Source organism: Parabacteroides faecalis (genome assembly GCF_022809355.1).
Classification (GTDB): Bacteria; Bacteroidota; Bacteroidia; order Bacteroidales; family Tannerellaceae; genus Parabacteroides; species Parabacteroides faecalis.
This window is the reverse complement of sequence record NZ_JAKZMM010000055.1, coordinates 1-24,399: the sequence shown is the minus strand read 5'-3', so window position 1 is coordinate 24,399 and position 24,399 is coordinate 1. Positions and strand designations below refer to the sequence as shown.

Sequence of the window (24,399 nt, the reverse complement as noted above, 5' to 3'; positions counted from 1 at the left end):
TTGAGTGATTAACAAAAATATGAGTCAACTCAGTATATAAATAAGTTAAACTAGAGTCAACCCCTTTTATTTATAAAGAGATTTTAAGTCAACTAAATCCGTTAAATGACACTGTTATTTCCAAATCTCGTTTATTTTTTACCGTTCCACCCTTGTGGAATGATCGTTTCACCCATGTGGAACGATCGTACCACCTAAGTGAGACGATCGTATCACCCGGGTGAAACGATAAAAAATTAGTATATAACGAATTTAGTTATGGCATGTAACGGGTTTGGTTGACTTAAAATCTCTTTATAAATAAAAGAAGTTGACTCCGAATATTCATTACTCATTGAAACATAAAAAAAGAGGCCATCTCGTTATCGAGACAGCCTCTTGAATTAGATAAGAAGATTTAATGAATTTCAATTACACGGTTGATTTTAGCTTTCTCTTCCGGAGTACGTTTAGGCAATTCGATCGTCAATACACCGTCTGTAACGTTTGCATTGATTTTATCTTTCTCTACATCGTCCGGCAGGATAAGAGCTTGCTGGAATTTTGAATAAGAGAATTCGCGACGCAGGTACTTTTTGTTTCCTTTGTCTTCTTCTTTCGTCTCATTCTTCTTTTCCATAGAGATAACCAATTCGTTATCTTCGCTCAAATGAATATTGAAATCCTCTTTGGTCATACCAGGAGCAGCCACTTCTACTTTGTAATCCTTATCGCTTTCAATAACATTGATAGCAGGAGCGGTAGCATTGGCTTTTACCATCCAGTCATTATCAAAGAAATCATTGAAAATACTCGGAATCCAATTCTGATTGTTATACTTTCTAATCGGTGTCATAGTTGTAACCTCCTATATTAAATGTTTATTATTCAAATTCTTTTCTGAACCTCTCTGCTTTTCAGCTTCGCGATTCACCTATGATTCTGCAAAGGATGTGCCAGAAGGAAAAATTGTCAGGAAGAAGACCGTATATTTAAACCACTGAAAACTCTTTTAAAAGTCCCTCGAATGATTTTAAACTTTGGAAAACTTTGTTGTGATCATATACTGACATTTTGTAAAACATAAAAGGTCAATATGTCATTTCTGATTTTGCTTCTCTTAAATTTTACAGAAGAAGTGAAAGTATGTGTGTGACGAAGTGGGTAACTTTTGAAGAGGTTTGGATCGAATGAAAATAATGAATTTTAAAGAAAAGGAATATTTATGTTGTTAATACTTATTTGTAAGTTGGTATGTTGTATAAAATATCAAATTAAAAAATATATATGTATGTAAGCTTATTAATTGTATGTTTTCGTGCGAAGACCAACTGAAGAAAAGGATTGTTCCTTGATATCAGAAAATGTTGTTGTAAAATATGTGTTTGTTTAACAATTATTGTGTATAAAAAGATTGAACTAAATGGAATTTTTATTTAATATTGCATTTGTTAATTCTTAACAGATTGTTTAATTTTTAATACTAGTAGCATGAAAAAAGCAAGGTGGCTAATGCGTTTTGGTTGCATGGTGTTATTATGCAATGTAGCGGTAGATTCGGTGATAGGAGAAACTTCACCAATAATTTCACAAGTAAAGAAGGAGACAGAATTGAGAGGCCGAGTGACTGATGCTGCAACTGGGGAGGTGATAATTGGGGCTTCTGTTATGTTAGAGGGTACAACGATTGGTGCAATTACAGATTTAGATGGAAATTATTCTATTCCTTATCCGGGAGGAAGACATACTGTTGTAGCTTCCTATCTAGGATATAAAGAAGCTAAAGCTGTTATTACGGGACCACAAATCTTAGATTTTAATTTACATACGGATGTAGTAGAGTTGGAGGAGGCTGTGGTTGTAGGTTATGGCTCTCAGCGAAAAATGAGTGTAATTGGAGCTATTACAACAGTTGATGTAGCTGATATTAAAGTTCCGACAGGACAGATTAGTAATAGTTTGGCCGGGCGTTTGGCCGGAGTTGTTGCCGTACAGCGTAGTGGTGAACCTGGACAAAGTTCTAATTTCTGGGTTCGTGGTATCAGTACATTTGGAGAAAACAAGAATCCTTTAATTTTAGTCGATGGAGTTGAACGTAGTTTAGACTTGCTGGATCCTGAGGATATAGAGTCTTTTTCTATATTGAAGGATGCAACAGCTACCGCCGTTTACGGTGTAAGAGGTGCCAATGGTGTTATAATTGTCAATACTCGTAGAGGAAAAGAAGGACAACCGAATGTGAATGTGAAAATCCAATCGGGTATATTAGCTCCAACAAAACTTCCAAAACTGGCTAATTCGGCGACTTGGGCAAGTATGTATAATATCGCAAGAACCTCAAGAGGTGCCGCTCCTTTATATACCGCAGAAGAAATAGAAAAATATAGAACGCAGTCAGATCCTTATTTATATCCGTCTGTAGACTGGTTGGATGAATTAATGAAGGATTATACCACCGCTCAACGTGTAAATTTGAATGTTACAGGAGGAGGAAAGGTTGCCAGATATTATGTTTCTGGATCATTTTATAATGAGAATGGATTATTTATTTCAGACCCTAGCCATGAATGGGATTCAGAAATCAATTATAAACGTTACAATTTTATATCGAACATAGATATGAGTTTGCACCGGACTACTACTTTAAAATTGAATGTCAACGGTGCTTTGGAAATGAAACACCAGCCATATTCTAGTATTAGTGATATATTTAGTCAGGCAGTTAGTGTATCGCCAAATACAGTACCTCTCTATTACCCCGATTTGGATGAATTTGGAAAGAGACGCTACGCTGAGATGCCTGGTGGTATCAGTAACCCATATAATACATTAACACAGAGTGGTTATAACGATAACTGGTGGACAAAGATCAATGCTATTATGGCATTGGAACAAGATTTTTCAGAGTTGGTAACTCCAGGCTTAAAAGCGACAATTAAATTTTCATTTGACTCAAATAGCTGGAATCAAATTTTACGAAATGGTTCTCCACATACTTGGTATGCGAAAAACAGAGATGCCAATGGTCAGCTAATTTATGAAGAAGGTAATTTAGGTTCTAATACCTTAGGTTATACTTCATATGCCAATGGAGAAAGAGCTTTATATCTGGAAGGTAATATTACATATAATCGTGTATTTGAAGAAAAACATAATGTTGGAGGTTTGTTGCTTTATAATCAGAGAGATTATCAGATTGCAACAGGAACAGCGATTGGTGCATTACCTTATAGAAGCCAGGGATTAGCTGGACGTTTGACATATTCTTATGATGACCGTTACTTTATTGAAGGTAATTTTGGTTATAATGGATCTGAAAATTTTGCCAGAGGACATCGTTTTGGCTTTTTCCCGGCAGCGGCTATTGGTTGGGTTGTCTCCAATGAAAGTTTCATGAAAGATAAAACTCCTAATATTGAGATGTTGAAATTAAAAGCTTCATTGGGTCAGTCGGGTAATGACCAAATTGGTGGAGGTCGTCGATTTGTTTATTTACCAACGATTGTCAGTGCAAACGGAACCAACTGGGGTACATCGAATACTTGGGTAAATGGTATAGCTGTAGGTGAATATGCGAATGAAAATGTTTCTTGGGAAACATCTACGAAATTGAATGTCGGTATAGAATCTCAGTTATATAATTCATTCCGTATTCAGGTAGATTATTTCCGGGAAAAACGAGATGGTATTTTCGTACAGAGAAAATCAATACCTGATTATGTGGGTGTTACAACTATGCCGTGGTCTAATGTCGGTAAAATGAAAAATCAGGGAGTTGATGCTACCTTAGAATATGACAAGCAGTTCGGTGATTTATATCTTTCCGCACGTGGAACATTTACTTTTGCAAGAAATATACAGGTAAATGATGATCAGCCTGATTATATTGATAAATATAGAAATAGAAATGGGCAGCGTTACGGTCAGCAGTATGGACTGATTGCATTGGGTTTGTTCCGTACTCAGGAAGAAATCGATAATAGTCCTTCTCAGTTTGGTGTTTCTTATCTGAAACCAGGAGATATCAAATATAAAGATATTAATGGAGATGGTGTCATTGATACGAATGATGAGGTTCCGATTGGCTATTCAGATATACCTGAAATTGTTTATGGTTTTGGTCTGAGTGCTAATTATAAAGGATTTGATTTGTCTTTGTTTTTCCAGGGTATTGCCAATACGACATTTTTCTTAGGAGGAGCTTATTTCCCGTTCAACTATCCTAATATCGGTCAGACTTCATTTTTGGCTGATTTGGAAGGAAAGTTCTTTGATCCGGAAAAGCAGAATTTTGATGCCGAATTACCTTTGTTATATAGCGAAGGCTGGCATGGTAGCAATTACCAGAATTCTACCTGGTGGCAACGAAGTGGAGCTTTTCTTCGTTTGAAAAACGCAGAAATAGGATATAGCTTACCGAAATCAGTTACGGAAAAACTTTTACTCCGTTCTTTACGAATATTTCTGAGTGGAGAAAACTTATTGACATTTTCTCCGGATATTAAATATTGGGATCCGGAGACAGGTTCACAAGATGGTCGTGGTTATCCTTTGATGCGAACTGTAAATTTGGGATTGAATATTAATTTTTAAAGCATAAGAACAATGAAATCAAAATTATATATCTGTATATTATGTTGTTTGGGGCTTCTGTCATGTAATGATTATTTGGATAAGCAGCCAGATGATATGCAAACCATAGAAGGTGTCTTTGAAAAAAGATCTTCAACCGAACAATATTTAGCGAATGTATTAAGTTATTTGCCTCGCCAGTGGGATAATCTTTGTGAACAGAGAAATAGTACATATGGATGGCCTTTCACTCCTGCAAGTGACGAGGCGGAATGGGGTGCAGTACGTGCTTATGCCGTCATGCAAAATGGATCCCATTCTGCGGCATCTCCTGCTGTGAATTTCTGGACCCCGTTATATAGAGGAATTCGAGAAAGTAATGTTTTTAGACAGCATGTTGGTGAGTGTACAGAATTGTCGGAAGATGAAATTGCTTTATGGACTGCAGAAGCCAGATACGTTAATATAATGTGTCATTATTGGCTGGCAATGTTATATGGTCCAATTATCTTGGTTAAAGATGAGATTATAGATGTAAATGAAACTATTTATAGAGAACGGGATTCTTGGGAAGATTGTGTTACTTGGATTACAGAAAGTTTACGGGAGGTTGCTGCTGATTTACCTGCCAAGCAAGAAGAAATTTATGCTGGTAAACCTACAAAAGCTGCAGCTTTGGCTTATAGATCAAGGTTATTACTTTATTCGGCAAGTAAACTAATGAATGGAAATCCTTATTATGCTTCTGTAAAGAAAGATGATGGAACCCCTTTATTCTCGTTAGAAGCCGATCCTAATAAGTGGCGTATTGCTGCTGATGCTGCTAAGGAAATTATAGATATGTGTGAATCCGGAACATTACCTTATGGACTTTATACGAGTGATTCAGAAGAAGAGTGTAAAAAAGGCATTGCCTATAAAAAGGTGTTCACGGAAAACTGGAATAAAGAATTACTTGATGCAAAAGATTTAGGAGATGATGTTTATTACCTTGATTTAACTCCTGCACCTAATGGCGAAAGATTCAAAGGACATGCAACGGCTTGTGTTACGCAACAGCAGGTAGATGCATATGCCATGAGTAATGGACGGTATCCTATAACCGGTTATCAGAGAAACGGAAATCCGATTATAGATGAAACAAGCGGATATACAGAAGAGGGCTTTTCTACATTTACAGTACCTACATTCAATACAACAAATAGCGGATATACAGGAGAAGCCTATAATATGTATAAAGACCGTGAACCTCGCTTTTATGCAAGTGTGGCTTATAACGAAGGTGTTTGGCCTAATACTTCAACGGATGCTCCTATCTATTTGAATAAGTATGGAACGGAAGGTTCTTCGAACTCAGATTATAACAGAACGGGTTATTTGGTAACTAAATTTACCCATCCTTCTTCTTCTGTTACAAATCCTTATGCGTTACAATGGAGACGTTGTTGGCCTAATTTCCGATATGCAGAAATTCTATTGAATTATGTTGAAGCTAAGATAGAATTGGGAGAAACGGCAGATGCCTTAACATATTGGAATATGGTACGTAAACGTGCCGGAGTACCTAATATTGAAACTGTTTATCCAACAGTCACAACTGATAAGGATTTGGCAACATTCTTGATTCGCCGTGAACGGCAGGTTGAATTTGCCTTTGAAAATGTAAGATGGTTTGACTGTAACAGATGGATGATTTCTACTGAAACGAATCATGGAAATACATATGGTATGAACGTAAATATTTCTTCTTTAAATAATATGCGTGCTGAGTATTATAAAAGAACGGTATTTGAAACACGTGTATTTTTAGAAAAACAATATTTACAACCGATTCCGCAGTCGTCTATGACGAAGAACTTAAAATTAAAACAAAATCCTGGATGGTAATTAGTTGTCTCGTAAATTGAATGGTTATGAAAATTAAAAATATATTTTGTTTGCTACTTCTGATAAGTAGTTTTGCCTGTGAAAATGATGGTATAAATCAGGAGAACCTAGAGCAAGTACAATCCAAAGTTTATTTATCCAAAACGGGTGAAGTTGCCTATTCTACATTCGATTTTGGAGAGAGTGAACTAACTTATGATGTTTATGTCAATAAAAGTGGATATTTGGATCAGGAAGTGGACGTCTATTTTGAAACGGATACTTCAATATTAGAAAGTGCAGGACTTGATACTGAATATACAAAGGCTTATCCGGCTTCTGTTTACTCTTTTGATTCTGATATGATACATATGAATCCTGAAGAAACAATTTCCAAGAATACGATTCATATTGATTTGAATGAAATACGGAATTTGCATACTGAAAATCCACAATGGAATTATATTATACCTATAAAGATTGCAACACAGGAAAATTCATTGGTTCAAGTAAATGAAGCGAAGAATTATTTGTTGTTAAGTATAGACTTAATTGTTCCGAGTGTAGAGTTGGTAAATAAAGGTTCTGTTACTGATTTTTCTTTTGATCCTTTCGGAGGAGAGAGTGAAAATAAATTGTTATTGCCAATTGAAATAAATGTACCGTTTGCAAATACAGAATTTGATTTTAATTTTGTATCGGAAGTTGATGCTGCATTATTAGCTGCTTACAATGAAAAATATGGGACAGATTATGAAATGCTTCCAGAGGGAAGTTATACTATACCTGAACTGTCTATGAGTGCAGGAGAGGATAGTAAAAAGTTTAATATCACAGTTTCGGTTGATGCTTTAGACGTTGTAAACGGAGGTAAATATTATTTACTCCCGGTTCGGCTTGTAAGTAGTGGAAATGATCAGGTACCTGTAGAAGATGAGGCTGTTTGTTATTTTAGAATTAAACAAGCTTCAAAATGGACCGGGCGCTGGGATAATACCATTGGTGCTGGAGAGACAGGATTGTCAACAACTCCTGGAACAACATATAATACGGCTTTATATTCTCGAATAGATGCTTTGGAAAATTTTACAGAGAGTACGATTGTTGCGGCATTCAATAATATAACGGATAATGATGCTATTTTGTGTCCGGGATGGGCTGGTACCATGTTTGAACAATGTTCTCCTATTATAAAGATTACAGATCAAGATGCTGGCAATGGGAAGAAAGTAGTAGAAATTCTGGCTGGTTGGGCAAGAGAAGGTGCCGGTTGGGAACCGGTGACAACAGCGGATAATAAGAGTACTTATGATCCTGTGACTAATGAAATATATCTGGATTATACTGGTAAATATAGCTGGGGTGATTACCATATCCAACGAACATATAGTAATCAACAGGCTTTAAATTAGTACTACTTATTTTATAATCACACGAATTGGATCGAATATTTCAAGAAAATTCGTGTGATTTTTTAATAGATATAGAAGTGTGTAATTAATTAACAACAAAATGAACAAGATGCTTTTTAATAGATTCAAGTTCTTATATATTTTGAGTTGTCTTATAGGATGTATCTGTGTAACTTCGTGTTCTAAGGAAACTGAAGAATTGATAGAGGAACCGGATACGGAGGAACCTATATCACCTTCGGATAGAGAGGTATGGAGTTTTGATGTAAAAGTTGTACTGGATAGAGCTACTTATAAATTATATTTTTCAGATGTAGATATAGTAAAAAAGAAATTACAAGAACGCTTTGATGAGGTTGCTGCATTATATAGAGGAAAAAATGACATTACTTTTTTTGATGCAGACATAAAGTTTAATCCAATTTTTGAGGAATCATTTGTATATGATTGTTCTTCTGAGAAAGTCTTTCAAGAAGGCGTTACCTATAGAGGTGATTATCCTTATCTTTTAATTATAGATGGCTGTATAGGAGATTATGAAGATGAGCGAATTCATTCAGATTGGACAGGATGGGGGAAAGAAATTGTTTGTTTATTTGATAATGGTCTCGGAACAGTTGATGGAGGAACTGTCTATGATATTTTAAGTAAATATAAGACATCGGAAGCTATAACTCATGAATTGGGCCATGCTAGAGGTGTTCCTGATATTTATGCCATGGAAGTAAAAACTAATCCTGTTTGTAATTTGACTTTTTCTCCGATAGAATGTATTATGAATCTTTGTTGGGGCGGAGAGTCATGGTCTGAATATGCTCAGTTGCTGATTAATCGAAATAAAGATTTAGTGAGAGGTGAGTCTGGTTTTTTCCCCTTGGAAGAACCTTCGTTTCCTGAAACATTGACTTTAAAGATATCAAGTAAAGAACAGCCGATTAATGATGTAAAAGTTAATGTGTATGGTTCTAAAATGTATTCGTATACAGTAGAAGATAAACCTGTTTCTTCTTATACAACAGATGAGTCTGGTTGTATTTCTTTGGATCCAAAACTTCTATATACAGAGCTAAATGGAGATTATGGATATGGAGTAGTTTTAGTGGAAATCTTATATTCAGAGGATAAATATTATGAGTTTGTACCTGTATATGAAGTTCAGATACCATATTTAAGAGATGGAGAGAAGCATGTGCAGCTTGATATTGAAATATGAAATACGCAGTAGTAACAGGGGCATCGTCGGGAATGGGTTTAGAATTTGCCCGGCAACTGGCGGAACGGAAATATGGTATTGTGATAGTTAGTAATCAGCCGGAAGAGAATCGGCGGGTTGCTGAAATGATTTGTAGGCAAAATCATGTGGATGTTCGGGTGATCAATATGGATCTGACGTTACCTAAAGCTGCTGAGGATATTTACCAACAGGTAACTTCATGGGAATTGGAGGTGGAAGTATTGGTCAGCAATGCCGGTATGCTTCTTTTCTCTACCTTGGAACGGACTTCGCTTGAACGACTTGACCGGATTATCGCTTTGCATTGCACGACACCTGTCAAGTTGATTCGTCTTTTCGGGGAAGACATGTTGAAACGGCGGAAAGGATATGTCTTGATCACTTCTTCTTCGACGGCTTGGATGCCTTATCCGACAATATCCCATTATGCGGCGACCAAAGCTTTTCTGAAGTCTTTCTCTCGGTCGATCTGGTATGAGTTCCGTAGATATGGTGTAGGCGTAACGGTTCTGTTTCCGGGTGCCGTGGATACTCCATTATATCAGTTGGATGATCGGAAGCGGAGATGGTTTCGTCAGTTGGGAATGATGCAAACACCACGGCAAACAGTTTCGACAGCATTGAAGGCTTTGTTTCGGAAACAGCATCGCTGTGTGCCTGGATTCTTTACGAAACTGACGGTGGGTTTGTGTGCCTTGGCTCCGGCTTGGGTTTTGTTGCCGGTACTGAAGATTCCGGTATTAAAACGATTACTTGATAAGGTTTGAATCTCAATAAATCTAATAGGAAAACATGTATGAATAAACGAATTTTGTATGTATGTTGTTTGTCACTCTTGCTCCCATGGGCAGCAGGAAAGGCTCAAGTGACAAAAGCTGATTATCAGCGGGCCGATACAATCTTGAAGTTAGAAAACCAGGTTTATTCGTCGGCAGTCAAACCTCATTGGCTGGGTGATTCGCATTTCTTCTGGTATCAGAATCGGGAAAAGAGCGGGACGGTCTTTTATTTGGTAGATGCCGAAACTGGCAAGAAGAGTAAAGCAGCGGATAAGCAAGGTCTGTCCGTTTTCCTGAAAGGAAAGCATAAGTCATTGGTGGATGAACTGATGAAAGAAGAAGTGAAGCCCCAGTGGGATTATTGGCGACAAAGTGATAAACCGGTTGCTTCTCCCGATAGTTTGTGGGAGGCATATATTCAGGACAATAATCTCTACGTACGTAGTCGGAAGAATAAAGAAGAGGTTACAGCCTTGACAATGGACGGTATCCGGAATTTTACTTACAGCAGCCGTATTTTATGGTCTCCCGACTCGAAGAAGATTGCAACTGTCAAGACTCGTGAAGTGGAAGAACGGCGTATCCCGTTGTTGGAATCCCGTCCATCTACCCAATTGCAGCCCATCTTGCAATGGCGGAATTATGCCAAGCCGGGAGATGTTCTGCCAGTTTCTGTCCCTGTCTTGTTCGATTGGGAAGCCAAGAAGCAGATCCCTTTAGAAACTTCGTTGTATGAGAATCAATTTGATTTGTATCTGACCGGTTGGCGAAGTGATAGCCGGGCATTTACATTCGAATTTAATCAGCGTGGCCACCAACGGTATATTGTAGGGGAAGTGAATGCATCGGATGGAAAGATTACCCATTTGGTAGATGAACAGGTTCCTACTTTCTTCTATTATAACAATCGTTTCCGTTATGATTTGCAGGATGGGAAGCAAATGCTTTGGATTTCGGAACGCGACGGCTGGCGTCATCTCTATCTGTTTGGTAACGATGGAAAGATCATCCGTCAGGTAACGAAAGGTGAATGGGTGGTTCGGAATGTAGAATATATCGATGAAGAAGCCGGTGTTATTTATTTCCGGGCTTCAGGTTTTAATCAGGAAGAAGATCCATATCATTTACACCTTTGCCGGATCAATCTGGATGGCACCGGCTTTAAAGACCTGACTCCGGAGCCTGCCAACCACGAAGTGACTTTGTCGGCTGATCATCAATATATGGTAGATGCGTATTCACGGGCTGATATGCCTTATGTTTCGGTATTGCGCAAGACATCGGATGGTTCTGTTGTGGCTTCGTTGGAAAAGAGTGATGTAAGTGCCTTGGTTGAATACGGCTGGCAGTTGCCGGAAGTTTTCCATGCCAAAGGCCGCGATGGCAAGACGGATATTTGGGGAAAGATCATTCGTCCTTCTACCTTCGATGCTTCCCGTTCGTATCCGATTGTCGAGATGATTTATGCCGGACCGCATGATTCGCATGTCGAGAAATACTTCCGGGCAACTGATCATCTTTGTTCCCGATTGGCTGAACTGGGATTTATTGTTGTCAAGATTGACGGAATGGGTACAGCCAACCGCTCGAAAGCCTTCCATGATGTCTGCTGGAAGAATCTAAAAGATGCCGGTTTCCCGGACCGTATAGCTTGGATTAAAGCGGCTGCAGCCAAATATCCGTATATGGATATCAATCGTGTTGGTATTTATGGTTGGTCGGCCGGTGGGCAGAATGCAATGGCTGCCTTACTGTTCCATAATGATTTCTATAAAGTGGCGGTTGCTTTGTGCGGTTGTCATGACAACCGGATGGATAAAGTATGGTGGAATGAACAATGGATGGGTTATCCGATCGACGAATCCTATAGTGCTTCATCGAATGTGGACAATGCTTGGCGCTTGAAAGGAAAACTCCTGTTGATCAATGGCGAACTGGATGATAATGTTGATCCGGCTTCTACATTACAGGTGGTAAGCGAGTTGATGAAGGCAAACAAGAACTTTGATCAGCTCTACTTGCCGGGTAAGACACATAGCCTGGGCGGTCCGTTTGAAATGCACAAGATGCACGACTTTTTCGTCAAGAACTTGATGGGCGTCGAACCTCCGGCTTGGGAATAAGCCAGAACGGAAAACCGGGTAAGAGCTTGCGTGAGTAGATTTGGTGTATCAAATCACCCGTTGCAAGGTCGCGTGAGCAGATTTGGTGCATCAAATCACTCGTTGCAAGGTCGCGTGAGCAGATTTGATGGATCAAATCATCAGCTGCAAGTGTGCACGGGTAGATTTGATCTATCAAAACAGCTGCCGCAAGTTTATGAGGGTATTCCGGAAAAGAGAAGGAATGAAAATGAATGATGCACGGGGCATCAAACGTTGCAGGTGGATACAAAAACAGAGGCATGAAGGTTTTAACGTCTTCGTGCCTCTGTTTCGTATAAATGCTTTTATTTCGGATGAATCCGAATATTGACTGTTTACATCAGCTTATTCAATGATGGTAATCCAACCGTAGTTGTCCGGTTCGTCACCATACTGGATGGCCCGCAATTTGTGATACAAGGTTTCGCAAACAGGACCTGGTTTGCCATCTTTAGCGATAACATACGATTTATTCTCGTCCAAGTCGTCAATTTGTGAGATCGGAGCGATTACGGCAGCAGTACCGCATTCAGCAGCTTCGTCGAATGTAGCGATTTCTTCCAATGGAACAGGACGACATTCTACTGTCAAGCCCATGTCGGCTGCCAGCTGTTGTAAGCTTTTATTCGTGATAGAAGGCAGGATTGAGTGAGATTTCGGAGTAATATAACTGTTTCCCCGAACACCGAAGAAATTAGCCGGACCACATTCATCGAGATATTTCTTTTCTTTCGGATCCAGATATAACACAGCCGCATATCCTTTTGAGTGTGCAATTTCGCCTGCTACCAAGCTGGCAGCATAGTTACCGCCCACTTTGATCGTACCTGTTCCGTTAGGAGCAGCGCGGTCGTATTCACGCAATATACAAACCTTAGACGGCTGGAATCCACCTTTGAAGTAAGGACCAACCGGAGTAACGAATACAACGAACATATATTCAGGAGCCGGTTTTACACCTACTTGTGCACCCAAACCCAACATCAACGGGCGAATATACAAAGCTGCACCACTTTCGTAGGGAGGAACAAAACGTTCGTTCAGTTTTACGACTTTGCGGATTGCTTCTTCAAACATTTCAACCGGAAGTTCAGCCATCTTGATACCACGGCTGGAAGATTGCATACGTTTTGCGTTTTCATCCATACGGAATACACGAATCTTTCCGTCTTTTCCACGGAAAGCCTTTAATCCTTCGAATGATTCTTGTCCGTAATGCAGACAAGTAGCTGCCATGTGGATGTTCAATATTTCAGAAGAACAAACTTCCAGTTCTCCCCATTTTCCGTCTCGATAATAACATCTGACATTGTAATCCGTTTTGATATAGCCGAATCCCAATTCAGACCAATTTAAATTTTCCATGATTTCTTAGTATTTGATTTTGTTGCAAAGGTATTATTAAATAGTATAAATTGTTCTTTTTCGCTTACGTTTTTTAAGTCTTTGGGCATTTTATAGGAATTTGTTTTACGATGTGACTGAAAACGGATACAAATTCGTATTTTTGTGAAAAAAAAGAGAAGATGAACGTAGTAGATTTGATTAATAGTCATCAAGGAACAGCATTTACCTTCGAGATTCTGCCTCCGCTGAAAGGGAACAGTATCCAAAAGGTGTACCAAGTTATTGATAAGCTTCGTGAGTTTGACCCGAAGTACATTAATATAACATCACATCATAGCGAATACATTTATAAACCCCAGCCCGACGGAAGTTTGCGTAAAGTGAATATCCGGAAACGTCCGGGTTCGGTAGCTATTGCTTCAGCTATTCAGAATAAATACGGTATTCCGGCAGTACCTCACATTATTTGTAAGGGTTTCACAAAGGATGAAACTGAGTATGCCTTGATTGATTTAAATTTCTTGGGTGTACATAATCTGTTGCTTTTGCGTGGTGATATCAAGACACTCGAAGTAGAACAACATCCGGAACAATATCATGAGCATGCAACCGATTTGCAGCAGCAGGTGAATCGTTTTAATGAAGGAATTGCATTAGATGGTTCGCGTATCGAAGGTATTGATACACCATTTTCGTATGGCATGGCTTGTTATCCGGAAAAGCATGAGGAAGCACCTAATATGGATTCCGACATTTATTATTTGAAGGAAAAAGTGAAGAACGGAGCCAGTTATTTGGTAACTCAGATGTTCTTCGATAACGAAAAGTTCTATGCTTTTGAGGATCGTTGTCGGAAAGAAGGCATAAACGTACCAATTATTCCAGGGATCAAACCTATTGTATTTCGCAATCAGCTGACGGTGTTACCACGTGTGTTCCGTTCTGATATTCCGGAACCTTTTGCTGCCGAATTACGTAAATGTAAAACAGATGATGAGGCTAAGGAAGTTGGTGTAGAATGGTGTATCCAACAGTGCAAGGATTTGATTGCACATGGTGTTCCCAGTTTGCATTTCTATACCATGATGGCTTCTGAAAGTGTACGTCGGGTAGCCAAAGAGATATATTAAATCAGTTGACAAAGTTTTCTTTAAAACATAACATCATGAAACATCTATTTATTGCTGCCTTGTGTTTGGCAGGCTTTATGCAAGTAGTTGCTCAAGAACCTTTGAAAGATTGGGCTAATTTCGGAAGATATAAAGAGGCTAATGCTGCTGTTCAGCAACCTGTAAAAGCAGTCTTTATGGGTAATTCGATAACAGATGGTTGGCCTGCTGCTGATCCGGACTTCTTTACTAAGAATGGATATGTAGGACGTGGAATTGGTGGACAAGTTTCTGCTCAAATGTTGATGCGTTTTCGTCAAGATGTGATTAATCTGAAACCTCAGGCTGTTGTTATCCTGGCAGGAACCAATGACTTGGCCCATAATGATTATGCCGTGACTCCAGAACAAACATTTGATAATGTGGTTTCCATGGTTCAGTTGGCACAAGCCAATGGTATCAAGGTGATATTATGTTCTACGTTGCCGGCTTATCAATTTGGTTGGAGGCCTGAGTTGAAACCTGCAGAGGATATTAAAGCTTTTAATAAGAAAGTGAAAGCTTATGCTGATGCTCATGATATTCTTTATGTTGATTATCATTCTGCGATGAAGGATGAACGAGATGGTTTACCGGAAAAGTATTCGAAAGACGGTGTGCATCCAACTCTGGAAGGTTACAAAGTGATGGAAAAACTGGTGCAAGAGGCTTTACAGAAAGTAGTGAAATAAAGCGTTGCTCATTCTTGGCCTGCTCAAAATAGAATCGCGTGGAGTTTACAATCGACACAAACAATAAAGAATTTCAGGAAGCACTTCAATTGATTTCTTTTACCCGTCAGTCTGTTTTCTTAACTGGAAAGGCAGGGACGGGTAAATCTACTTTCCTGAAATATATTTGTCAGCACACAAAGAAAAAGTACGTAGTGCTGGCTCCAACCGGAATTGCTGCCATCAATGCCGGAGGGATGACTTTGCATTCGTTCTTTAAATTGCCTTTTCGTCCTATGCTTCCTGATGATCCAGACTTGAGTTTGAAGAATGGGCGTATCTTTGACTTCTTTAAATATAATAAGGAACGTCGGAAGATTCTTGAAGAGGTTGATTTGGTAATCATCGATGAGATTTCGATGGTAAGAGCAGATATCATTGATTGTGTCGATCGGATTCTGCGGGTTTATTCGGGTAATATGCGTTTACCTTTTGGTGGAAAACAATTGCTTTTTGTCGGAGATGTTTTCCAGTTAGAGCCTGTTGTTCCGTCTGATCAGCGGGAAATCTTAAATCTTTTCTATCCGAATCCTTTTTTCTTTTCGGCACGTGTATTTCAGGAAATTCATTTAGTCCCGATTGAATTACAAAAGGTTTATCGTCAAAGAGATCCTGTATTCATTGATATCCTGGATAAGATTCGTACGAATGTAGTCAGACAGCCGGATTTGAATGTATTGAATGGACGTTGCTTCCCTCAATTTGAGCCGAAGAACGAAGATATGTATATCACGTTGGCGACACGTCGGGATCAGGTAGATTATATCAATGAACGGAAATTGGAAGAATTACCAGGTGAAGAATTTGTCTCGAAAGGAGTGATCAATGGTGATTTTCCTGAATCTTCATTGCCTACTGCCTTGAATTTGTCCATTAAAGAACAGGCGCAGGTGATTTTTATTGAAAATGATCGGGATCGGCGTTGGGTGAATGGAACGATTGGCATGGTCTCTGGTATTGATGAAGATGGTAATGTATATGTTCTGTTGGAAAATGGGAAAGAATATTTGGTAGAACGTTCTTCGTGGGAGAATTGTAAGTATAAATATAATGAGGAAGAGAAACGGATCGAAGAGGAAATTATTGGTACGTTTGAACAACTTCCAATTCGTTTGGCTTGGGCAATAACGGTACATAAAAGCCAAGGGTTGACTTTTAGCCGTGTCGTGGTAGATTTAAGTGGTGGCGTCTTTGCCGGTGGACAAACCTATGTGGCATTAAGCCGTTGTACCTCATTGGAAGGTTTGGTACTGAAGTCTCCTATTGTTTTACGAAATATATTTATCAGAAAAGAGATTGTTGATTTTAGCCGTCAGTTTAACGATAGGCGACTTATTGAGCAAAGCTTGCAAGAAAGTGAGGCTGAAATGCTTTATGTCAAAGCTTCCCAAAACTTTGATAAGCGAAATATGGCAGAGGCTGTCAGTGCATTCGCTTCAGCTGTCAAGAAACGGAATGAAATGGAGAATCCTTCTGTTCAGCGTTTGATCCGTCTGAAGCTTCAACGGTTAGTGAACCAAAGGGAGAAGATCAAAGCTTTACAAGAAGAGTTGCATGAGATGCGAACCGTCATGAAAGAATATGCTCATGAATATTATCTGATGGGTAATGAATGTGTCACCAAGGCTCATGATTTGGAAGCAGGTCTCCGATGTTTTGACAAAGCTCTTAAGATGAATCCGAATTATGTAGATGCCTGGGTACGGAAAGGTGTGACATTATTCGATATGGGTGACAACTATGAAGCATTGGTCTGCTTTAATAAGGCGGTAACTTTGGATTCGCAGTCATTCAAGGCTCGCTATAACCGAGGAAAAACATTTTATCTTCAGGGGAATTATGAAGAAGCTTTAGCTGATTTTATTAAAGCCTCTCAAGTAAAGCCGGAACATATTGCAACACATGAATATCTGGCTGATTTATTTCATTTGGCAGGCGATGAGGATATGTCAGAAAGACATTCTCTTTTAGCAGAGAAATTACGCTTGAAGGGGAAAAAGAAGAAAAAGTAAAGAGCCAATCATGTAGAAAATATTTGGCTGTTTCGAAAGTTTTGTATTATTTTGTTATCAGATTCAATGGAAAATGCCTTATAAAAACAGAGTTTATTATTTAATTTATTGCTAACTAAATATTTTATTGTATGAAAAAAGTACTTATGTTAATCAGTTTGGTGTGTGCTTTTACCAGTGTAAGCGCACAAGAAGGAGGACATGTCGCTCCGGAATGTACAGAATGGTATTCTCCGCAGCCTCCTAAAGTTCAACCTGGAGACAAACCTGGTAATCCGCCATCAGATGCCATCGTTTTGTTTGATGGAAAAGATTTGTCTAAATGGGTTTCATTGGAAGATGGAAAGAAAGTGGATGCCAAATGGAAAGTAGAGGATGGTGCCATGGTTGTCGTTCCTGGAACCGGAACAATTCAGACTAAAGAATATTTTGGCGATTGCCAATTGCATATTGAATTTAAAACTCCAAAACCAGGTCCAAATAATACTTTACAGATGAAAGGTAACAGTGGTATTTTCTTGCAGAGTATATATGAAGTACAAGTGCTGGATGGAGAAGATAACCCAACATACGTAAATGGTATGGTTGGAAGTATTTATAAACAGCAGGCTCCGGCTGCCAATGCATTTACTGGAACCGAAAAGTGGCAGGTATATGATATCTATTGGAAAGCTCCTCGTTTTGGAACAGATGGAAAGATGGAATCTCCGGCTATGGTTACAGTGGTGTTGAACGGTATTCTGATTCAGAATAATTATATTCTGAAAGGAAATACACCGTATATTGGTTTTCCGACGTACAAACCTCACGGACGTTTGCCTCTCTTGTTGCAAGATCATGGTGTTCCTGTTGCTTATCGGAATATTTGGATTCGTAATTTATAAATCAGATAAGGCAGTCGTCAGGTACGACTGTTGAATCTTTTTCAGAGTATGTTACAAATGGTATGCCTTGAATGGCTATATTTGTAACATACTTTTTTGTTACTGGGAGTTTGATCCTAGACAGTCATGGATGAAGCTAAAAGTGTGGAAACTCAAAACTTATAAACGTAAATATATGGATACTCAACGCATAACAAGTAATTGGATTCAGGAACTGAAACCGAATGAAATCTTTGTATTTGGCAGTAATCTGGAAGGACAACACGGCGGTGGTGCCGCTTTGTTGGCATATCGGAAGTGGGGCGCTGTTTGGGGACAAGGTGCAGGCTTGCAAGGTCAGACTTATGGTATTCCAACAATGCATGGTGGAGTAGAAGCGATTCGTCCGTATGTAGATGAATTCATCGCTTTTGCCAAAGCTCATCCTGAATATATCTTTCTGGTAACTGAGATAGGTTGTGGTATTGCTGGTTTTAAACCTGCAGAAATTGCTCCTTTGTTTCAAGACGCCATTCCCGTCGGGAATATTTATCTTCCCGAACGGTTCTGGCAAATCTTGAATGCTTGATTAGTCCTTTTGTGGAATCGGACAACTGAACTGATAGCTTCCGGAGGGAATTTCTAGCCAACAGTGGTCCGATTCTTCCCGTATGATTTGTATGAGGGAAGAGGAAGCGATACTTTCCCCGCTTTCTTTTATTAATTGAGATTTATTGGGAATGAACACCTGAGCTTTCGTATTGGCTGGAATATGTATTTGAAGCGTATAGATTCCATTTTCCTTTTTCCATTGACAGGTGATTTTCCCGCGTGATGATTCATAGCTACTATTTACCCATTGTAGATCGCCGCTCGCCTGAGGATGGATACATATTTGTTTAAATCCGGGTGACAAGGCTTTGATTCCTGCCAGCGATTGATACATCCATTCTCCGACACTACCGAACATCGGGTGATTATGGGAAAAGACATTGTCTGAATATTTCCATGTTTCCCATAAGGTTGTTGCGCCTGAAGATAACATATGACCCCAGCCTGGAAAATCTGTTTGTGTAGCCATCTGATAGGCGATGTCATTTAAGTTCAGATCACTTAAGATGGTAAGTACGATTGGGGTACCGAAAATACCTGAGGTAATGTGGTTGTTCCGGTCGGAAATCGCCTGAACTAATTGTTGGATTACTTTTGTTTTTATCTCTTCAGGAATAAGTCCGTAGTATAAACCGAAGGCTTGTTCTGCAGGTGTTCCGTTACCAATCTTTCCTGTACTGGTTTGAACAAACTTTTGGATGAATGCCGCTTTGATTTTTTGAGCGAGTGATTCATATTGTTGCTGATCAGCCTTCCGGTTTGTGAGTTGGGCAAATTCCGTTATCAAAAGGACATGATGATAAAAGTGCGCAGTAGCAAATAACGCTGGAATACGTTGGTCCAGACTTTCGTGGTCGTTAATGCAGCGGTCAATCATATAATCCTCCGCTTTTGTGGCAAGGAAATCCACTTGCTTTTTGAGTTGAGGATAATAATTCTCAATAATTCGTTTATCACCATAATATTCGTAAAGCTGTTTTTGCAGGAATGCAAATGCCAATTGCCAACCAATCGGACCCGAACCATCTCCCAAACCTTGATCGGCTATCCCATTATAAGGTGCTGTTTCTGTAAATCCGCCTAAAGGACGCTGATCGTTGGCAAAGTCCCGGATTGCTTTGGCATAGAAATTATGCATGTCATAGAAATAACAGAAAGTACGTGAAACACCTACAATGTCACCTCCGTATCCAAACTTTTCACGAGCCGGACAATCCGATTCTACACTGAATACATTACTGAGAAATGTATAATCCAAAACGCGGTGTAAACGATTGAGCAATTCGTTTGAAGATGAAAACTCTCCCGTGACTTTCAGGTCTGCACTTAATCGGATTCCTTCAATATTATCTAATGTAGGTCTGCCCGGCCAACCTGTGACTTCGATGTATCGGAATCCATGGAATGTGAATTGAGGCATCCAGATTTCCTCTCCTTCACCTTTTAATATATAGGTATCTTCCTGCCATGCTGTTGGTGGAGCTCCTGCTGATTCCTGTTTCGCATTCCAAACGGTTTTATGTTGGCCGGCAACGGATGTCATCACGTTGAGGCTTCCGTCTGAATAGACATCTTCTCCGTAACGGATGGTAATACGTGTTCCTTTCGGTCCTTTTACTTTAATACGGGCAACGCCTGCCATATTTTGCCCAAGGTCGAAGACAAATTCACCTTGTCGTGTTTCCGTCATACGCGTTGGACGAATTATTTCACGGATACGTATGGGTGGTTGCATTTGAGCGGTCAGTTTTCCTTGCGGAGGCGTTGGAACTGGAATCGCTTGTTTCCAAGATGAAGCATTAAACGTTGGTTTGTCCCAATCTTTGATTTCTTTGCGGGCATCATATTTTTCTCCCAGATAGACATTATTACGTAGAATAGGACTATCGGCGAAGGTCCAGCTGGAATCCGAATAAATCCATTCTTGTTTCCCGTTTTCGTAAGTGATCAATAGTTGGGCTTTCAAACAAGGTTGTCCGATGGTCAAGTATTCTCGCAGGTTTTTGAATATTGGCATAGGAATCGGATTATAAAAGCCATTACCTAAAACGACGCCCAGACAATTCTTACCGGTTTGGAGCATCTCGGTAATATCATACGTACTGTATAGGATTTCTTTGTCATAATTCGTCCATCCGGGATCAAGTCTTCTGTCACCGATTCGTTGACCGTTCAGGCTAGCTTCATAATATCCGATACCGGCTATGTACAAGCGAGCTGATTGAATACCTTCTTGGGCCTGGAAAGTTTTCCGGAATAGGGGAGCCGGATTGTCTTTATAGAAGTCATTCGGATCAGAAGGAGCCTGACTCCCATCATAGATCCACGATGCTTTCCAATCGTCGGCTTTTAACATGGCTGTTTCCCACCAGGCCGTTTCGCTCCAATCGGATGCTTCTCCTTGTTGGTTATAAACCCTTACTTTCCAATAGTAACGGGTAAATGATTTCAGTTTTTTCCCGGCATAGGGAATCAATAAGGTTTCATCACTTTTTATCCGTCCACTGTTCCAGACATCAGCTTTCCCTTTTTCCAGCTTTTCCAGGTCGGTCGAAACCAGAATCTCATAAGCAGACTGGTATTGATTTCGTTCGTCTGACTCCAACTTCCAGCTTAACAAAGGTTGTTGCTGGTCGATTCCCAATGGATTTTGAATATGTTCGCATGTCAGATGGAACACTTTTAATGAAGCTGCCTGGCAGATACACGCATAAAGCAGCCAACTGATAAGCAGAGAAAATTTTTTCATTTGAGTATGTTGTTAGGTGATTCTATACAAAGAAATGGAAAATAAGACAATCCGACTTTATAAATTTGATAGAAGATTTATCAAAAATGGAAGTTAGGGTGTTGTTAATATATTTCCTTTATCGGGATGTATGGATCAAAAAGATAGGAAAACTTAAATCAAGAGAGCAAGACAATATATAACAAAAAAGGGATATGATTAATAATTACCATATCCCCATTTCATCAGTTCCAATTTACCGATCAAAGTCAAGCAATTGGAAGAGAGTTTCATCCATTTAGAAACCAACCTTTTCATACTTTTACTTTTAAATCAACCTTTTGACGTTTCTAAAGAAGATTCTGTCAAAATAAAAACCTAAAAAATACATCAACGAATCAACCAATCTAAAATCGAAAACCTACCTCTTAAAAACCTTATTCGAATCTTCTTTCTCTCGTTTACCTAAACATTCTTTTGCCATTTACAAAGTTCTGAATTTCTTTAGTGTACTAAAGTAATCCGAACTTGTTTTCTTAACAATGACGCTTCATTGTTGTTATGAAAGAACCTTTTCTAACTTCTTCTTTGTGCTTAACGGTTATGTTTTACGACACAAAAGTACTGTCTAATTTGATATGTTGTATATGTGTTTCGCGTTTTTTTTAGTGTAAAAAGTTTTTCTTGATATAAGGCAAAAAATAGGCTTATTAAAATGTTTTAGTATAAAAGAGAAACAAGCCAAGTAAAATCTCTGTAAATTTGAACGCTTTTTTACCTCATTTATATTGTTGAATCAAACAGACGAAAAATCCATGTTAGAAGATATTTTGAAGTATAATCGGGAATTTGTTGAACGCAAAGGGTATGAGAAGTATATAACCAATAAATATCCGGATAAGAAAATAGCCATTGTTTCGTGTATGGACACACGGTTGACGGAACTTTTGCCTGCAGCTTTGGGCTTGAAGAATGGTGATGTGAAGATCATCAAAAATGCAGGCGGAACAATTTCTCAGCCTTTCGATAGTGTAATCCGTAGTTTGCTGGTAGCGATTTATGAATTGGGTGTGACTGAAATTATGATTATCGGTCATACAGATTGCGGTGTTCAGCATATGGACAGTGACATGATGATTCATCACATGATGGAACGTGGTATTTCGAAAGATCATATTGATATGATGCGTTATTGCGGGATCGATTTCGAATCGTGGTTGAGCGGTTTCGACGATACCGAGAAGGCTGTTCACGAATCTGTTGAGCTGGTACAGCATCATCCGTTGATTCCTTCCGACATAGTAGTGCGCGGTTTTATTATGAATTCCGTTACGGGTGAATTGACTCAGTTATAATCGAAGTAAAATCTTTTGTAAAATCTATATATCATGAATAGGAAATGGCTTTTAGGTACGTTGCTTAGTGTTGGAATGGTTCCGACTTTTGCAGCGGATTATACGAATATTATTTTGGTGAATCTGGATGATGTTGGTTACGGCGACTTTTCTTGTAACGGTGCTTATGGTTACAAGACACCGCAAATCGACTTATTGGCGGCGCAGGGAGTCCGCTTTACGCATTTCCTGGCTGCCCAGCCTATCAGTGGAGCTTCGCGAGCCGGATTGCTGACGGGTTGCTATCCGAATCGTATTGGCTTTTCCGGTGCTCCCGGTCCTGATTCAAATTATGGGATTCATCCGGATGAAATGACTTTGGGTGAAGTCTTGAAGCAGAAAGGTTATAGTACGGCTATCTTTGGAAAATGGCATTTGGGAAGCCAGCATGCTTTCCTTCCGTTACAGAATGGTTTTGACGAATATTACGGTTTGCCTTACTCGAACGATATGTGGCCGTTTCATCCGCAGCAGGGCGAGATATTCAATTTCCCGGATCTTCCTACCTACGACGGGAATGAGGAGGTAGGTTATAATACGGATCAAAGTTGTTTTACGACTGATTATACGACGCGTTCCATTCAGTTTATCCGGAAAAACAAGAATAAGCCTTTCTTCCTTTACTTGGCACATAGTATGCCTCATGTTCCGTTGGCTGTATCTGACAAATTTAAAGGTAAGAGTGAGCAGGGACTTTTCGGGGATGTGATGATGGAAATAGACTGGAGTATCGGAGAAGTCTGGAAGACGGTGAAGGAACTGGGTTTGGAAGAACAGACGCTGATTGTGATTACTTCCGACAATGGTCCGTGGGCGAATTATGGAAATCATGCCGGTTCGGCTGGCGGATTACGGGAAGCAAAAGCTACAACCTTCGACGGCGGAAACCGGATTCCTTGTATTATGTATTGGAAAGGACATACGCAGGCCGGAACGATTTGCAATAAGTTGGCTTCCAACATTGATTTGCTTCCTACTTTTGCCGAGATTGCCGAAGCTCCGTTACCTCCCAGAAAGATTGATGGTGTTAGTATCCTGCCTTTGATTGAAGGCGATGAACAGGCCAATCCGCGGGAATCGTTTGTATATTATTATAATCGGAATGATTTGGAGGCGGTAACCGATGGTGAATTTAAACTGGTCTTTCCGCATAAATACGTAACCTACGGAGCTTATGCTCCGGGCAACGACGGAAAACCCGGTAACTTGGCAACTGTCGAACTGCGTGCCAGCGAACTGTATGATTTGCGACGTGATCCCGGAGAACGTTACAATGTGCTGCATCAGTATCCAGAACGGGCTGCCAAGTTGATGAAGATCGCCGACGAAAAGCGTAAGGAACTGGGCGATAACCTGACGCGTGCCAAAGGAACCGAGGTGCGCGAACCGGGATTGGTAGCTGGAAAAGAACGGAAAGATTTATAAGAGAAGTGTAATCGACGGGTGATTGTCGTTGGTTTCTCGTAGCAGGGCTGACGCATTACAAACTTCCAGACCTTTTAAAAAGTATTTATCTTTAGAGAGTCAAAGGGATAATAATAAAAATCAAAGAAGTAATGGAAATATTTTCTATATTAG

At 39.5% G+C, this 24,399-nt stretch carries 16 protein-coding genes; 13 read left to right on the top strand and 3 right to left on the bottom strand.

Translation table 11 applies throughout. The features are described from left to right. Nucleotides 1–397: 397 nt before the first annotated feature. A complete protein-coding gene (locus tag MUN53_RS15995) occupies nt 398–835 on the bottom strand; it encodes an Hsp20/alpha crystallin family protein (protein ID WP_022457178.1) in 438 nt (145 codons plus the stop codon). 635 nt (nt 836–1,470) lie between these two features. On the opposite strand from MUN53_RS15995, the gene MUN53_RS15990 reads away from it, so the two are divergent. The 6 genes from MUN53_RS15990 (at nt 1,471) to MUN53_RS15965 (ending at nt 11,965) form a co-directional block, all read left to right on the top strand. After that, complete coding sequence (locus MUN53_RS15990) at nt 1,471–4,572, top strand: SusC/RagA family TonB-linked outer membrane protein (protein WP_243326447.1); 3,102 nt, start codon at nt 1,471–1,473, stop codon at nt 4,570–4,572. A 12-nt stretch (nt 4,573–4,584) separates the two neighbouring features. After that, nucleotides 4,585–6,438, top strand: coding sequence for a RagB/SusD family nutrient uptake outer membrane protein (locus MUN53_RS15985; protein ID WP_243326446.1), 1,854 nt, complete (start codon nt 4,585–4,587; stop codon nt 6,436–6,438). A 26-nt stretch (nt 6,439–6,464) separates the two neighbouring features. Further along, complete coding sequence (locus MUN53_RS15980) at nt 6,465–7,829, top strand: DUF1735 domain-containing protein (RefSeq protein WP_243326445.1); 1,365 nt, start codon at nt 6,465–6,467, stop codon at nt 7,827–7,829. 100 nt (nt 7,830–7,929) lie between these two features. Beyond that, nucleotides 7,930–9,042 (top strand): hypothetical protein, encoded by a 1,113-nt coding sequence (locus MUN53_RS15975; RefSeq protein WP_243326444.1) that lies wholly within the window; start codon nt 7,930–7,932, stop codon nt 9,040–9,042. Further along, nucleotides 9,039–9,830: an SDR family NAD(P)-dependent oxidoreductase gene (locus tag MUN53_RS15970; RefSeq protein WP_243326443.1), complete on the top strand. Its 792-nt coding sequence runs from the start codon at nt 9,039–9,041 to the stop codon at nt 9,828–9,830. The genes MUN53_RS15975 and MUN53_RS15970 overlap by 4 nt, the downstream gene beginning before the upstream one ends. Nucleotides 9,831–9,859: 29 nt before the next feature. Next, nucleotides 9,860–11,965, top strand: coding sequence for a DPP IV N-terminal domain-containing protein (locus MUN53_RS15965; protein WP_243326442.1), 2,106 nt, complete (start codon nt 9,860–9,862; stop codon nt 11,963–11,965). Between the two features lie 366 nt (nt 11,966–12,331). Here the strand turns inward: MUN53_RS15965 and MUN53_RS15960 are convergent, their stop codons facing one another. Next, nucleotides 12,332–13,351 carry a branched-chain amino acid aminotransferase gene (locus tag MUN53_RS15960; protein WP_243326441.1) on the bottom strand — a complete coding sequence of 340 codons (1,020 nt, stop codon included), beginning with the start codon at nt 13,349–13,351 and terminating at the stop codon, nt 12,332–12,334. A 161-nt stretch (nt 13,352–13,512) separates the two neighbouring features. Between MUN53_RS15960 and metF the strand changes: the two genes are divergently transcribed. The 5 genes from metF to MUN53_RS15935 all read left to right on the top strand — a co-directional run bounded on the left by metF (nt 13,513) and on the right by MUN53_RS15935 (nt 18,676). Beyond that, nucleotides 13,513–14,463, top strand: a complete 951-nt coding sequence (metF, locus tag MUN53_RS15955; RefSeq protein ID WP_022455877.1) for a methylenetetrahydrofolate reductase [NAD(P)H] — start codon at nt 13,513–13,515, stop codon at nt 14,461–14,463. A 35-nt stretch (nt 14,464–14,498) separates the two neighbouring features. Next, entirely contained in the window at nt 14,499–15,173 is a 675-nt protein-coding gene (locus MUN53_RS15950) for an SGNH/GDSL hydrolase family protein (protein ID WP_394803095.1), read from the top strand. A 38-nt stretch (nt 15,174–15,211) separates the two neighbouring features. After that, the gene (locus MUN53_RS15945; protein ID WP_243326440.1) at nt 15,212–17,224 is read left to right on the top strand and encodes a tetratricopeptide repeat protein; all 2,013 of its coding nucleotides are present in this window, start codon (nt 15,212–15,214) and stop codon (nt 17,222–17,224) included. A 131-nt stretch (nt 17,225–17,355) separates the two neighbouring features. After that, on the top strand, nt 17,356–18,108 hold the full coding sequence (locus tag MUN53_RS15940; RefSeq protein ID WP_022455880.1) for a 3-keto-disaccharide hydrolase: 753 nt from the start codon (nt 17,356–17,358) through the stop codon (nt 18,106–18,108). 175 nt (nt 18,109–18,283) lie between these two features. Then, on the top strand, nt 18,284–18,676 hold the full coding sequence (locus tag MUN53_RS15935; protein ID WP_243326439.1) for an A1S_2505 family phage non-structural protein: 393 nt from the start codon (nt 18,284–18,286) through the stop codon (nt 18,674–18,676). Here MUN53_RS15935 and MUN53_RS15930 read toward each other — a convergent pair whose 3' ends face one another. Further along, the gene (locus tag MUN53_RS15930) at nt 18,677–21,448 is read right to left on the bottom strand and encodes a family 78 glycoside hydrolase catalytic domain (RefSeq protein ID WP_243326438.1); all 2,772 of its coding nucleotides are present in this window, start codon (nt 21,446–21,448) and stop codon (nt 18,677–18,679) included. A 794-nt stretch (nt 21,449–22,242) separates the two neighbouring features. On the opposite strand from MUN53_RS15930, the gene MUN53_RS15925 reads away from it, so the two are divergent. Both MUN53_RS15925 and MUN53_RS15920 read left to right on the top strand, forming a co-directional pair. After that, nucleotides 22,243–22,782, top strand: a complete 540-nt coding sequence (locus tag MUN53_RS15925; RefSeq protein ID WP_022455884.1) for a beta-class carbonic anhydrase — start codon at nt 22,243–22,245, stop codon at nt 22,780–22,782. A 33-nt stretch (nt 22,783–22,815) separates the two neighbouring features. Further along, on the top strand, nt 22,816–24,246 hold the full coding sequence (locus MUN53_RS15920) for a sulfatase family protein (RefSeq protein WP_243326437.1): 1,431 nt from the start codon (nt 22,816–22,818) through the stop codon (nt 24,244–24,246). The last annotated feature ends 153 nt before the right edge of the window (nt 24,247–24,399 follow it).